Origin of the sequence: Nautilia profundicola AmH (genome assembly GCF_000021725.1) — a bacterium.
GTDB classification, from domain to species: Bacteria; Campylobacterota; Campylobacteria; order Campylobacterales; family Nautiliaceae; genus Nautilia; species Nautilia profundicola.
Genome location: NC_012115.1, coordinates 775,755 through 790,318 on the forward strand (window position 1 = coordinate 775,755; position 14,564 = coordinate 790,318).

Consider the following 14,564-nt stretch of genomic DNA (forward strand, 5'->3'; position numbering starts at 1 on the left):
ATGGCTCTGTTTTATCTGTTTAATTTAATTGTATTATCAAGTGTCGTTGGTTATTTTGCTTGGAGGCTCGGAAAGAATTTTTGGGTGTTTTTTATATTGTCTTTATTACTTTCTCCAATTGTGGGAGGACTTTTTTTGGCTATTTATGATTATTACACTACATTTTTGAAAGGAAATAAATGAAAGAAAGATATTTGAAATTATTAAAAGAAATTTATCCCAATTTAAGCGAAAGAGATGAAAAAATTTTTGAAGAGATTATGAATGATGAGGGTCTTGGGAAATGTAAGCCTAAATTTAATCTTTGGGGATTTTTATTCGGGTGGTTTTATCTTTTATATAGACATGCTTATGTTGAAGCGGTTGCAGTTTTAATAGTGTCGTTAATGGTAGGGTATTTTTATCTGCCCGGAATGGTGGTTGTTAATTCTTTAATAGGAGGATTTTGTTATTACTTTTTATATTTGAACAAGTTCTCAATGGATGTAGATAGATGCGGTGGAATCAGTTATCCAGATATGGAATGTTTAAGAAAAAAAGCAAAAACAAGTAAATGGGCAGTGATTATTGCGATAATAATGATTTTAGTATTGATCTGGCCTGTTGTATATGCAATAATTACCGGTCATCAGTTAAGAACTCCGGATAACCCGTATTAAGAGCGTTTTAATAGAAGTTTTAAGCTGTTTAGATAAATATATTTTGATATAATTTCGTAAAAAAGGGCTGATATAATGAAAAAAGTTTTAATTGTAGGAAGCGGAGGTAGAGAATACAGTATCGGATATTTTATGAAAGACGAGGCTGAAATTTTTTACGCGCCTGGAAACGGGGCGACTGACGAGTTTGCAACAAATATAAATATAAAAGATTTTGAAGAATTAGCTGAGTTTGCTAAAAAAAACAATATAGATTTAACAATAATTGGTCCAGAAGATCCACTGGTTAACGGAATTGTTGATGTGTTTAAAAAACACGGGCTTACTATTTTTGGTCCGAGTGCAGCAGCTGCAAGACTTGAAGGCAGTAAAGTCTATATGAAAAATTTTCTTAAAAAATACAATATTCCTACTGCAAAATATATTGAAACTTCCAATAAAGAAGCAGCTTATGAATTTATTGATAAATGTAACAAACTTCCTATTGTTGTAAAAGCTGACGGACTTTGTGCGGGTAAGGGCGTAATTATTGCGGAGAGTAAAGACGAAGCTAAAAAAACTGTTGAAGAGATGTTAAGCGGTAAAGCTTTCGGTGATGCGGGTAAAAAAGTGATCGTTGAAGAATTTTTGGACGGATACGAGTTAAGTATGTTTGCAATTTGTGACGGAAAAGATTTTGTGCTTTTACCTGCCGCACAGGATCACAAAAGACTTCTTGACGGAGACAAGGGACCTAATACAGGAGGTATGGGTGCATATGCTCCTACTCCTCTTGTTGATGATGTACTTTATGAAAAAGTTAAAGAAAGGGTAATAAAGCCTACACTTAAAGGTATGCAAGAAGAGGGCGCTCCGTTTGAAGGAGTATTGTTTATAGGTCTTATGATTGTAGATAACGAGCCTTATGTTCTTGAATATAACGTTAGATTTGGAGACCCTGAGTGTGAAGAGCTTATGGCATTAATTGACAGCAGTGTATATGATATGTTTTATAACGGTGCTACAAAACAACTTGACAAAATCGATGTAAAAATTAAAGACATGGTTGCAGTTGGGGTTGTTTGCGCTTCTAAAAACTATCCATATTCAAGCAGTGAACCAGCGGAAATTACGGTGGATGATTTGAGCGATTGCAACGGGTATATTTCTTATGCAGGAGTTAAAAAAATTGACGGCAAACTTATGGCTACAGGTGGTAGGGTTCTTGTATGTGTTGGATTTGGTAAAGACGTAAAAAGTGCAAGGGACGTAGCGTATAAAATTGTAGATAAAGTACATTTTGAGGGTAAACAGTTTAGAAAAGATATAGCGTATCAAGCTATTAAATAATATATTTGGCTGAATTGAGAAGGGTAAAGATGGAAGAAATCATAAATAAATTAAATCGAGAAGGTTTCAAAACCGCTTCAATTGCAAAAAGGGCAATATCAATGACAATCGACGATATATTGATATCTTTAGTTGTCGTTCTTGCTTTTTCTTCTCAATTTGCAAACGCTAAAACATATGAAGATGTTTTGATATTAACCAATGAATTATTCGGATATATTTTCGTGGCTTACACACTTTATCATTGGATTTTTATAGCTGTTTACGGAAAAACAATCGGAAAAATGGTTACTAAAACAAGAGTTATTGATATTCAGACATTTGATAATCCTACATGGGGTAGAGCGTTAATTAGAAGTGTTATGAGAAATTTCGATGAAATGTTTTTTTATTTAGGCATGGCTTATGCGATAGTTGATCCTTTAAACAGAACCATTCATGATATAGTAGGAAAAACAGTTGTTGTTGAGGATTAGTTTAGTAATTGTATTTTTTGCTTCTTTTTTATTTGCGGAAGTAAAAATATTTGCCACAAAAGCAGTTGATTCAAACGGAACTATCACTCTTCAGAATCCTATCATTATTTACAATAACTCTATAATTCAGGCTAAGCACGGGTTAATAACAAAAAAAAGAAAGATAATATTAAATGATAAAGTGTTTGTGACATATCAGAATAAATCTGTCATATCCGCAAACAGTTTAATTGCTTACAGCTCAAGAAATATAGAAATGAATGATATATTCTTTTACGATAAAACTATGGAAGGATGGATATTAGCAAAGAGTTCTTTAAGTAAAAATAAAAATATTTATTTTAAAAAACTTTATTTTTCAACTTGTTGTATTAAAGACCCTGATTGGTTCATGAAGGCAAGAAGCGCCACTTACAACAGGGAAAAAAAATCACTGAAACTATATAATCTAACCTTGGTTATTAATAAAATACCTGTATTTTATTTGCCTTATTTTTATGTCAACTTTGATAAAACAAGAAGAAGCGGTCTTCTTAGACCGTATGTAGGATTTTCTCAGACTGAAGGGCTTCTTTATTCTCAACCGATATACTTCGTTACTTCAATAAATACTGATTTGGAAATTACGCCAACTTTCCGTTCAATGAGAGGTAAAGGAGTTTATACGACTTTTAGATTTGTTGATTCTCCAACTTCTAAGGGAATGATAAAAGCGGGATATTTCAAAGATGACAAAGATTATTATATTAGATATAACCTCGCACACCAAAAACATTATGGGTATAATATAAAATATGAGAGAAACGGTTTGTTTACAGCACATGATGCGTTATATATGAATTTAAAATATGCCAATGACGTTGATTATTTTTATTTAGACGCATATAACTATCGATTTAATGATGCTTATCTTTCGGATAAATTAATAACTTCAGAATTAAATTACATAAACGTTACCGATTTTTCATTGTACGGGTCATATTTTAAATATTTTATAGACACCACAAAACTTAGTAACGATACTACTTGGCAGATACTTCCACAGCTTAATTATCATCATTTTTTATCTAAAAAATACGGTTTAATGAACTTACTGGATATAAATATTTATAATTATTACAGAAAAGTCGGTTCAAATTTTGTTCTTGCGGATTTGTTACTGCCTGTTTCTGTGAATTTTTCTTTGTTTAATGATTATTTAAAATTCAAAATTACAGAACTTTTAAGCTCAGGTTACGGTTTTTATTATCAAACTGCTTCTAAAAAATCAAAATACACGAATCTTTCTACTCAGATAAAATTGTATACATCCTTAACGAAAGCGGGTTCTTTTATACATATCATTTCACCGTCTTTAATTTTAAATCTTAAAAACTATTCTAATTCGTCAATTTATACAGATTTAATGAATGTTCCAGAAATACAAAACTATCTAACTTTTAATTTGTTTCAAATATTTGAAAAAGATTCTTTTAAATTGACACACACGTTAAATGACACTTATTATCTTACTTTAAAAAAATATTCTGATTTAGAAAACATCTTTAATATTAATATTAATAATATTACAATTGAAGAAAACAACAGATATTCAATTGAAAAAAAACAGATTTCTTATAACAATATTAAAATTAGTTATAATAATGAACTGTTTTACAGTTTTATATCCCATGTTTATCAGAAAAACATATCTGAAGCTGTAACCGTCGGTATTACTTATAATATAAATACATATAAAAAAGTATATACCGAATATAGTTATGATTTAAATAACAGATACAGAAAGTACTGGCTGTTGGGAATGAAATTAAACAAAAAATGTTGGAGGTATGATTTAAGTTTTAAACAGTCTCGTATACCTATACTTGAAGAAGACGGGATTTCATATAGAAAGGACAACATAGTAACAATAAACGTCGAACTCAAACCTATCGGGGGATTAAATCAAACTTTTGTATTTAAAGGAAACAAATGAGAAATGAAGTAAAAGTGGGGGTATTTATATTTTTGGGTTTGTTATCTTTGATATTTTTAACTCTTCAAGTTAATAGTTTGCAAGATTTTAATAAAAAAGGCTATACGATATACGCTCTTATAGGTGATGCGAGCGGTCTTGCTAAAAAAGCAAAAGTGAAAATGAGAGGGGTGGAAATAGGAAGTGTCGAAGATTTAGAACTTGAAAATTCACATGTAAAACTTAAACTGTTAATAAAAAAAGGCGTAAAAATCCCTAAAAACTCTGTAGTGACACTTGCACAGGATAATTTTTTAGGCGGGAAATATGTAAAAATCATACCATCACAAAGTTATGTGTTTTATAAAGCGGGTGATGTGATTACCAGATATGTCAATACGACATCGATGGATGATGTTATGGCAAATATAAACACAGCCGTTGATGATATAAAAGTTTTAATAAAAAAATTAAATAGAACTTTGGATGAAAAAACGATTGCAAATATTAAAGAAACGATTGCAAATATAAAAGATTCTTCGATTACCCTAAAATCAGTATTAAAAACTGCCGACAACAAACTTCCGGTGTTGTTGGACAATGCTAATGATTTGGTTTTAGAGTATAAAAAAGCCGGGGTGACTTTAAATAACAGGCTTCCGAGTATTTTAGATAAAACCGATTCGTTATTGACAAAATTTAATAAAACCGGCGATACGATTAACGCCAAATTAGATAAATTAATGGATGAATATATTAAATTAGGCGAAAATGCAAATAATATTTTAAATGACAATAAACAAGGTATTAAGGAAGCTGTTGCGAGCGCTAAAGATTTCTTTGTAAGCGGTGGTGAGAGTTTTAAAAAAATTGATAATTATTTAAGTTCGCTTAGTAAGAGTCAAATTTTGGTTGACATACAAAGTAACTTTATGGCAAGGGACGATTACTTTAAAACATCGGCATATATTGCATATCTTCCGGTTCCGACGAAATATTATATATTAGGAGTAACAAGTGCTAAAGATTTTTCCGATTTGTCAAAAATAAATTTAGATCATCAGGAAGATAAAGTATATATTAGTGCTGAATATGGGAAAAGATTCGATGATTTACTTTTAAGAGGCGGTATTATCGAGAATACCGGCGGTATAGGGTTTGATTATTTTTTAAATCACGACAAAGTTAAATTGAGCGGTGAAGTATATGATTTTAACGCCGTTAATGATGTGAGGGGCGATAAACCGCATTTAACTTTTAAAGGAACATATCTTTACCTTAAACACATTCAATTTATGGGAGGTGTGGATAATATCCTAAATACCGATGCAAGAACGTTTTTCTTAGGGATCGGTGTTAAATTCAAAGATAACGATCTAAAAACCATACTCGGCGGAGGTGCTACATCATTTCTAAAATAGATGAAATTAAATGGGCTTGTAAAGTGTTAGGCATAGCCCCTCTTAGCAGTTTTGAAGACATTAATAAAAAATACAAAAAACTTGTAAAACAGACACATCCGGACTTAAATGATAATAATGATAAAATTACAGAAATAAACAGGGCGTATGAAATTTTAAGGGAATATATAAGAAATTACAAATTTACTTTTAGTGAAGATGAGATTTTAAAACAGTATCCGAGTGAATTTTTAAAAAAATTTAAGGTTTGATATGAAAAAGTTTAAAAACAGACAAGAGGCACTTGAAAAGCTTTTATCGATATTGGATATTAGAGCGATAGACGATATGCTGATAATCAGTATCAGTGAAAATGGGAATTTTTACGCCAGAGAAATTGCAATGAGGGGAGGTTTATTAGAAGGTGATTTTTTATTTATTGAAGAAATAAAATCACCTGAAAACAAAGAAACCTCTTTAGCAGCGATAAGTGAAACAAAAGATTATATTTTAATTGAAGAGTTTATAAACGCTTTTGAAATTACGGATGATTATATTTTTAGTGAGGCGGAAAGGGTATATGAAGAAAAAATTTTACAAAATATATATAAATTTCGTGGCGGAGAGAGTATAATTTCATTACGCAATAGAAATGTTCTATTAGTAGATGAAGGTGCAAATACGGGATTAACATTATTATGTGCTATAAAAAGCTGCATTTCAAAAAAAGCGGCGAGTATAAATGTTGCAGTGCCTGTTGTGGCTAAAGAGACTGCAAGAGTTATAGAAAAGTTAGTTGATAATACATATTTTGTTTACGAAGTAGAAGATTTTGTTGATACAGATTTTTATTTTAAGGAGAAATAATGAGTTGTGAAGTTGAATTAAATATAAATAACAGAAAACAGAAGTTTGTTTTAAATAAAGTTGCTAAACAGGCTAATTCTTCTGTCTGGTTTGAAGATGGAAATACTGTAATGCTTGCAACGCTTACGTACAATCCTGATGAAATGGTGGAAGAAGATTTTGTTCCGCTTGTGGTTCAGTATGTTGAAAAAGCATATGCGGTTGGAAAAATTCCTGCAGGGTTTGTAAAAAGAGAACAAAAACCCGGAGATTTCGAAACACTTACCGCAAGAATAGTTGACAGAAGTTTAAGACCTTTGTTCCCAAAAGAATACGGATATAATACTGTGCTAACCGTAATGGCATTAAGCGCTGACGAAGACAGTGATTTACAAACAGCTGCAATGAACGCGGCAGCCGCTTGTATGTATCTTAGCGATTTGCCTTTTGCAAAAATGGTATATGGTGTAAGAGCTACAAGAATTAAAGGTGAGCTTATTATCAATCCAACATTATCACAGTTGGAAGAGGGTGACTTCAACCTTTTCGTAACTGGAACAAAAGACGAACTTTTAATGATCGAGTTTGCTTCTCAGGGACAGGAAGAGATTGAGATTATTCCTGTTGACGATATTATGCTTGACGGTGTTCCGGTAGAAAACACAATCGTTAAATATAGAATTAATGAAATAAAAGAAGACGAACTTGTTGAAATACTTGAAAAGGTACAAGAAGCGATAAAAAAAGGTGCAAGCGCTTATGAAGAGGCGCTTAAAGACTTTAAAAAAGACCCAATTGATTTTGAAGAAAGAAAAGAAGCGGATATAACTGAATATATTGAATTAATAAGAAGCAAATATTCAAACGAGCTAAGAGAAATTATAAAACATTTAAGTAAGAGCGAAAGAGACTACCTTCTAAAACAATTTGCAAGAAAAATTGCAGCGGCTCTTGATAAGGAAGAAGAGTTTGAAAATATACTTAAAGCCGTAAAACAGGTAAAAAGAGAAATCGTAAGAGGTATGATTCTAAATGAAGGAATCAGGGCAGACGGTAGAAAACTTGACGAAATCAGACCTATTTCAATCGAAACAAATCTTCTGCCAAGAGCGCACGGAAGCTGTCTGTTTACAAGAGGACAGACTCAAGCACTGGCCGTTGCAACAAGAGGCGGAGATATGGATGCTCAGGTTTACGGAAACCTTACAGACAAAGAAGAAAAACTTGAAAAATTTATGCTTCATTACAACTTCCCTGCTTTCAGCGTAGGTGAAGCCGAAAGACTCGGGCCGCCAAGCCGAAGGGAGTTAGGACACGGAAATCTTGCAAAAAGAGCTATAGAACCATTACTTGACCTGAGTTTGATGAAACCGTAAGGGTAGTAAGTGAAATACTTGAAAGTAACGGTTCTTCTTCAATGGCAACGGTTTGTGCGAGTTCTCTTGCTATGAAAGCGGCAAAAGTACCGCTTCTAAAAATGGCTGCCGGAATTGCAATGGGGCTTATTACTGAAGATAATAAATACGCAATTCTTACTGATATTATGGGACTTGAAGATCATGACGGGGATATGGACTTTAAAGTTGCGGGAACATTTGACGGTATTACCGCAATGCAGATGGATATTAAACTTGGAGGTATTTCTCTTGACATATTAAAACAAGCTCTATATCAAGCAAGAGACGCAAGAGCGTTTATACTTGAACTTATGGAAAATGCGGCAAAAGAAATTAAATATAATGAGGCGATATTACCGAAAGCTCTTAGCTTTAAAGTAGAGCCTGACAAAATTATCGATATTATCGGAACAGCAGGTAAAACTGTTAAAGATATAATCGCTAAATTCGGTGTTACTATCGATCTTGACAGAGATACAGGTAAAGTTAAAATATACGGAGATGATCACGATTCTTTAAACGGGGCTAAAGAGTATATTTTAAACGTTATTTGTAAAGATGACAAACCTAAGATCCCTGATTTTGAAATCGGAAGTGTTATTGATGGTGAAATCAAAAGAGTTGTTGATTTTGGATTATTTGTCGAAATCGCTCCTGGAGTTGAGGGACTGTTACACAAATCTAAACTTAACGGTAAAAATCCAAGTGATTTCAATGAAGGAGATAAAATAAAAGTAAAAGTTTTATCTCAAAGCGGATTCAAAATTGAACTTGCTTTAGCGGATGGGTGAAATGTTTGAAAAATATCCGTTTGAAAAACTAAACGAACTTTTAAAAGATATCGAGCCTGAAACTGAAAAAAGATATATTCTAACAATAGGAGAGCCTCAGTTTGAGACTCCCGAGTTTATTCAAAAATCTTTATGTGAAAACTCAAAATATCTAAATAAATATCCTAAAACGGCAGGTGAAGATATATTAAAAGAATCTATGAGAGGGTTTGTAAAAAGAAGATACGGTATTGAATTAAAACCTCAGGAGCTTTTACCTACATTTGGTACAAGAGAAGTGCTTTTTAACTTTCCTTTGTTTTTAAAACCGAAAAAAACTGCTTTTCCGAATCCTTTTTACCAAATATATGAAGGTGCCGCAATTGCCGCTGGAAGTAGAATAAAATATTTGCCTCTTACAAAAGAAAACAATTTTAAAAACAGACTTTCTCAACTTGACGGTGATGAGGATTTTATAATTCTAAACTCACCTAATAATCCTACTGCGAGTGTAATGAGTCTTGATGAATTGTGCGAGTGGGTTGAGTATGCACTTGAAAAAAATGTAATTATATTAAGCGATGAGTGTTATAGTGAGCTTTATTTTGATGAAAAACCGGCTTCCATGTTGGAAGCGTGTGTAAAAGTTGGAAACAATTCATTTAAAAACATTCTTGTTATTAATTCAATATCAAAAAGAAGTTCGGCTCCCGGACTTAGAAGCGGATTTATTGCTGGTGATGGTGAAATATTAAAAAACTATTTACAGTTTAGAACGTATGTGGGGTGCGCTTCTCCGCTTCCTTTACAGCTTGCCGCCGCAAAAGCCTGGAGCGAAGATGAACATGTGGAAGTTTTTAGAAAAGAATATAAGAAAAATTTTGAAATAGCAAAAGAGACTTTAGGTATAGAAATCCCAAAAGCTACATTTTATATCTGGCTTGAAGTGGACGATGATATCGAGTTTACAAAAAAAGCATGGAAAAAAGGCGTTAAAGTAATGCCCGGACGCTTTATGGGTAGAAACGGTGCCGGAGAAGGATATGTAAGAATCGCACTTGTTTATTCTCCTCAAGAAACAATAGAAGCGTTAAAAATAATAAAGGAGCTATTATGAGTATAGCAAAGCAGTATGAAGTTTTAGAAGAGTTAATGAATAAAAACAAAGATGATGAAATAAACGAAGTTTTCAGAAAAATACTTGAAGATACGTTTAAACTTGTAAATGAAAAAATCGAAAATGAAAAAACACTGGATGTTAACAATCCGGAAGAAGCGGCTGCTATAAGAGCGATGTTTGAGTATATGCTTGAGTTGTGGGACGAACAGGCTATTGAAGAAGCAAAAGCCGTAGGTTATGATATGGTGTATCTTGTCGACGATAAAAAGCTTAAAGAAATGTTCAGTATGTTTGTAATAGGAATGCTTGCAGGTCTCGGTTTAGATGAGTTTTTTGAAAAATATGTAAAAACGGATAAAGTATATAAAGATATGTTTTTTACTGAATTTGATGATAAGATTGATGATTTGGTTGTAAGATACAAAGACAAATTCAAAGAGGAGTTCAGCAGCTGATGAATATACATTTTGTCGGAATAGGGGGTATAGGTTTAAGCGGACTGGCAAGGTATATGCAAAAAAAAGGTCATTCAGTTTCTGGCAGTGATATTGCAGAAACAAAATTAATTGAAGCATTGAGAAAAGAAGGTATAAAAATCAATATTCCTCATTCGGCTAAATATATAAATAATCAAGACATAGTTGTACACACGGCAGTGGCAAAACCTGATAACCCTGAACTTGTCGAAGCTAAAAAAAGAGGGATTAAAACTTTTAGTAGAAGAGAATTTTTACCTTATGTAGTAAATGATAAAAAAGTATTATCGGTATGTGGAGCTCACGGTAAAAGTACTACATCGTCCATGTTGGCTTCAATATTGCCTAAAACTAACGCAATCATTGGTGCTGAAAGTAAAGATTTCGGCAGTAATATGAGATATACCGGGAGTGATTATTTGGTTTTTGAATCAGATGAAAGTGACGGCAGTTTTATCGATTCAAATCCTTATATCGCAATTGTTACTAACACAGAACCCGAACATATGGAATATTATAATCATGATCTTAAACTGTTTTATAGACATTATGAAGAGTTTTTAAAAAAAGCAAAGATTAGAGTGGTAAACGCTGATGATGAATTTATAAAAACACTTGATTTTCCTATGAAAAAAGTTTCTATTAAAGATGCTAAAAATATTCGTTATGAAATAATTGATAATAAACCTAAGACAGTTTTTGAATATAAAAATTACGATTTTGAAGTTTACGGATTTGGAGAGCATTTGGTTCTTGACGCTCTTCTGGCTATTGAGGCCGCTAATGAGTTAATTACAATGGAAGAAATACAAAAAAATATAAAAAATTACCATGGAATAAAAAAACGCTTTGATATTTTACAAAACTGCGAGAATTTTATTTTGATTGACGATTACGGTCATCATCCGACAGAAATAAAAGCAACACTTCACAGTGCTAAAATATTTGCAAAACTAAACGGTATTGATAAAGTAAGCGTAATCTGGCAGCCGCATAAATACAGCAGAACAATAGACAATCTTGATGCGTTTATTGAGTGTTTTAATGAAGCGGATGAGCTTGTGATTCTTCCTGTATGGGAAGCTGGTGAAGAACCAGTAGATATAGACTTTGAAACACTTTTTTCAAAACATAGACCAATATTTGCTAAACGTATAAAAGCAGATAGTAATAATATTATGTTAATTAATGAAAACGGTAATACAATCAAAGAGATTAACGAAGGGCTTGTAATCGGATTCGGAGCGGGGGATATAACTTATCAGTTGAGAGGGTTGATTTAAATGGATGATTTTTTCAATTCTGATGTTTTAATAGATATATTTAAAAAACATTTAGAAGATAATCCGGAAATATTAGAAAACCTGAACACTCTAAGTGAAGAAGATGAAAAAAATACACTTTTGTGAATCCTCAAACAAGGGCAATAATGAATCAAACGCAAAAGCAAAACAAAATAATAAAAAATGAAATTTTATTAAATGCGCTTGACGATATAAAAGGCGGTTTGATTTGCGAATATATTTCAGGCAATAAAAATAAAGAGATAGAAGATCTTATCGGTGAAATGAAAGACCTTACGGATAAAATACGCACTAACGGTTCGGATTGTGTGGATGATTTGGAAAAAAAAGTCGAATACTATAAAAAAATAACTGCCAAATATCTTCAATAAGGAAAAAAAATGAAAACTTGCGGACTTATAGGTGGAATGAGCTGGGAGAGCAGTGCAGAATACTATAAAATTATTAACGAAGAGATAAATAAAAAACTCGGCAACCTCCACAGCGGTAAAATTATACTTTACAGTGTTGATTTTGAAGAAATAGCTTTACAACAAAAAAACGGTGATTGGCAGGGAAGCGCCAAAATACTTGCAAACGCAGCCAAATCTCTCGAAAAAGCCGGTGCGGATTTCATTATGATTACTACAAATACAATGCATAAAGTAGCAGATTATGTAAAAAATTCTATTAATTTACCGCTAATAGACATCAGAGACGCAACTGCCGAAGCTGTTAAAAAAGCAGGTGTTGATAATGTGCTTCTTTTAGGTACAAAGTTTACAATGGAAGATGATTTTTATGTTGAGTATTTAAAAAGAAAAGATTTAAATGTAACCGTTCCGAATTTAGAGCATAGAAATTTTATTCATAAGGTAATTTTTGATGAATTGTGTCTTGGGATTACAAAAGATAATTCAAAAAAAGAGTTTTTAAAAATTATTAATTCTTATAATGTTGACGGTGTGATATTAGGATGTACCGAAATTGGTCTTCTTGTTAATCAAAACGATCTAAATATAAAAGTGTTTGACACAACTCCTATACACGCCAAAAAAGCGGTTGAATTGATGCTTTAGCCTATATATCTTTTAACATCTTCCAGGATATGTAAATCTTTTACCTCATCAAAATATTTAAAACTTTCTCCACTTTGGGCTTTTCCGTCGAGTAAATCACCCGATTTTCTAAATTCCAAATCAAGTTCAGCAATTTTGAATCCGTCAAGCGTATTGGCAAATGCTTCAAGACGTTTGTTGTTTTTATCGTTTGTATATAAAAAGCAGTATCCCTTTTGTCCGTATCTTCCCACTCTTCCTCTTAATTGGTGCAGTGTTGCCAATCCGAGTCTTTCGGCTCCTACAATAACTATTGTTGTAAGGCGGGGTAGTGATATACCTACCTCTATTACCGTTGTTGTTATGAGAATGTTTCCTTTTTCCCTGAATTCTACAAGCACTTCTTCTTTATTTTTGTCTTTTCCGTGGGTTATATAGACTCCGTCAAAATATTTAAGCCAGAAATCTTTTCCTTCTTCAATACTTTGATAATTGAAATTATCAGATTCTTCTACAAGAGGATAAACGACGACGATCTGGTTTCCTTTAGCTATTTCATTTTGTATATGTGCTATTAAGCTTTTAAAATCTTCTTTTGAAATTATATAAGTGTCTATGTCTTTTTTAAAAGGTAGTTCTTTTATCAAGCTTACATTTACGAAACTACTCATTATCAAGGCCTGGGTTCTTGGTATAGGAGTGGCTGAAAACTGAAAATAATGAGGAACTCGGTTACCGTTAGATGTAAGTTTTTCAAGCATTGCCCGTTGATTTGTTCCAAATCTGTGTTGTTCATCAACCATTACAACGTTAACCTGCGGTAAGTTTTGATATAAAAGTGCATGTGTTCCTATCAGGAGGTTGGAGTTTTGAATATCCTCTTCAGTAAATTTACTTTTTTGAGTAACAAGGGTAATTTTAAATGCTTCAGAGTTTTTTGTTTTCCATTGTCCATTTAAATATTTATTTGCTTCTTCGTATATTTGATTCGCAAGTATGGAAGTGGGGCACATTATGATTGATTTTTCCGCCATATAAGCCGTTGCAAGCATTACGATTGTTTTACCACTTCCTACGTCTCCAATAACAACACGTCTTGCCTGATTGGTATTTGAAATATCATTTTTAATATCGTTTATAACTTTTATCTGATCTTTTGTAAGTTTGAAAGGGAGTGAACTGATAAAAGGTTCAGGATTAGCATTTATAGATACTGACGGCAAAATTCTTTTTTTGTTTTTAAGTTTGTTTAGGTAATTAAATATTTCCGCCCATTTGAGAGCATAAAGTATTTCTTTTTCTTGTATATGCTCCTTAGTTTGTGGGAAATGCATAAAAAAAAGAGTTTTTGCTATTTTCTCAGGTAAAATAGAGAGATTTTCAAGTGTTACGTATTTTTTTATTAAGGCTCTGAGGCTTCTAATATTTAGATTGGTTTTATAGATGGGTGTTATTTCATTTATTCTGGTAATCGGTTTTGGCTGAACAATTTGATGATTTTTAATTTCGCCTCTTATAAAAATGGTATTACCTGTTTTAAAAACAGATTCATGCCATTTTTTAAATTGAAAAAAAACACCCCAGATTATTTGATTTATATTTTTAAGATAAAACTTTATTCTTGTTACTTTAGGAGATTTTTTTACTTCAAGAATTTCTGCTTCAAAAGCCTGTGATCCAGGTATTATATAAGAATATAAATAATTGTCTTCATATTCTTTGGGTTTTATTAAAGCAAGTTCAAGGGGAGATTTCACCCCGATCTTTTTTAATTTTTCAAGATCTTCTTTAGTCAT

15 protein-coding genes and 1 pseudogene are annotated in these 14,564 nt (G+C 32.2%); 15 read left to right on the forward strand and 1 reads right to left on the reverse strand.

The annotated features are described in order from the left end of the window. The 15 genes and pseudogenes from NAMH_RS04205 to NAMH_RS04270 all read left to right on the forward strand — a co-directional run bounded on the left by NAMH_RS04205 (position 1) and on the right by NAMH_RS04270 (position 12,789). Positions 1 to 183 carry a hypothetical protein gene (locus NAMH_RS04205; protein ID WP_015902046.1) on the forward strand — a complete coding sequence of 61 codons (183 nt, stop codon included), beginning with the start codon at positions 1 to 3 and terminating at the stop codon, positions 181 to 183. Next, positions 180 to 659, forward strand: a complete 480-nt coding sequence (locus NAMH_RS04210; RefSeq protein ID WP_015902800.1) for a DUF2628 domain-containing protein — start codon at positions 180 to 182, stop codon at positions 657 to 659. Before NAMH_RS04205 ends, NAMH_RS04210 begins: the two co-directional genes overlap by 4 nt. A gap of 75 nt (positions 660 to 734) precedes the next feature. Beyond that, a complete protein-coding gene (gene purD / locus NAMH_RS04215; RefSeq protein ID WP_015901813.1) occupies positions 735 to 1,988 on the forward strand; it encodes a phosphoribosylamine--glycine ligase in 1,254 nt (417 codons plus the stop codon). A 29-nt stretch (positions 1,989 to 2,017) separates the two neighbouring features. Further along, positions 2,018 to 2,464 carry an RDD family protein gene (locus tag NAMH_RS04220; protein WP_015902557.1) on the forward strand — a complete coding sequence of 149 codons (447 nt, stop codon included), beginning with the start codon at positions 2,018 to 2,020 and terminating at the stop codon, positions 2,462 to 2,464. After that, positions 2,454 to 4,439 carry an LPS-assembly protein LptD gene (locus NAMH_RS04225; RefSeq protein WP_143709740.1) on the forward strand — a complete coding sequence of 662 codons (1,986 nt, stop codon included), beginning with the start codon at positions 2,454 to 2,456 and terminating at the stop codon, positions 4,437 to 4,439. Before NAMH_RS04220 ends, NAMH_RS04225 begins: the two co-directional genes overlap by 11 nt. Beyond that, positions 4,436 to 5,839, forward strand: a complete 1,404-nt coding sequence (locus NAMH_RS04230) for an MlaD family protein (protein ID WP_015901957.1) — start codon at positions 4,436 to 4,438, stop codon at positions 5,837 to 5,839. The genes NAMH_RS04225 and NAMH_RS04230 overlap by 4 nt, the downstream gene beginning before the upstream one ends. Before the next feature lie 23 nt (positions 5,840 to 5,862). After that, a complete protein-coding gene (locus NAMH_RS04235; RefSeq protein WP_012663495.1) occupies positions 5,863 to 6,090 on the forward strand; it encodes a J domain-containing protein in 228 nt (75 codons plus the stop codon). 1 nt (position 6,091) lies between these two features. Further along, a complete protein-coding gene (locus tag NAMH_RS04240; protein WP_015902130.1) occupies positions 6,092 to 6,685 on the forward strand; it encodes a phosphoribosyltransferase family protein in 594 nt (197 codons plus the stop codon). After that, a pseudogene (locus tag NAMH_RS09440) lies at positions 6,685 to 8,852 on the forward strand (polyribonucleotide nucleotidyltransferase). Before NAMH_RS04240 ends, NAMH_RS09440 begins: the two are co-directional and overlap by 1 nt. Continuing rightward, complete coding sequence (locus NAMH_RS04250; protein WP_012663948.1) at positions 8,845 to 9,948, forward strand: succinyldiaminopimelate transaminase; 1,104 nt, start codon at positions 8,845 to 8,847, stop codon at positions 9,946 to 9,948. Before NAMH_RS09440 ends, NAMH_RS04250 begins: the two are co-directional and overlap by 8 nt. Further along, entirely contained in the window at positions 9,945 to 10,406 is a 462-nt protein-coding gene (locus tag NAMH_RS04255; protein ID WP_012663807.1) for a hypothetical protein, read from the forward strand. The genes NAMH_RS04250 and NAMH_RS04255 overlap by 4 nt, the downstream gene beginning before the upstream one ends. Continuing rightward, positions 10,406 to 11,710, forward strand: coding sequence for a UDP-N-acetylmuramate--L-alanine ligase (murC, locus tag NAMH_RS04260; RefSeq protein WP_015902430.1), 1,305 nt, complete (start codon positions 10,406 to 10,408; stop codon positions 11,708 to 11,710). The genes NAMH_RS04255 and murC overlap by 1 nt, the downstream gene beginning before the upstream one ends. Beyond that, a complete protein-coding gene (locus NAMH_RS09340) occupies positions 11,711 to 11,836 on the forward strand; it encodes a hypothetical protein (RefSeq protein ID WP_012663508.1) in 126 nt (41 codons plus the stop codon). A gap of 20 nt (positions 11,837 to 11,856) precedes the next feature. Further along, the gene (locus NAMH_RS04265; protein WP_015901783.1) at positions 11,857 to 12,102 is read left to right on the forward strand and encodes a hypothetical protein; all 246 of its coding nucleotides are present in this window, start codon (positions 11,857 to 11,859) and stop codon (positions 12,100 to 12,102) included. A 9-nt stretch (positions 12,103 to 12,111) separates the two neighbouring features. Beyond that, on the forward strand, positions 12,112 to 12,789 hold the full coding sequence (locus NAMH_RS04270; protein ID WP_015901751.1) for an aspartate/glutamate racemase family protein: 678 nt from the start codon (positions 12,112 to 12,114) through the stop codon (positions 12,787 to 12,789). Here the strand turns inward: NAMH_RS04270 and recG are convergent. Beyond that, on the reverse strand, positions 12,786 to 14,564 hold the full coding sequence (gene recG / locus NAMH_RS04275; RefSeq protein ID WP_015902542.1) for an ATP-dependent DNA helicase RecG: 1,779 nt from the start codon (positions 14,562 to 14,564) through the stop codon (positions 12,786 to 12,788). The genes NAMH_RS04270 and recG overlap by 4 nt on opposite strands.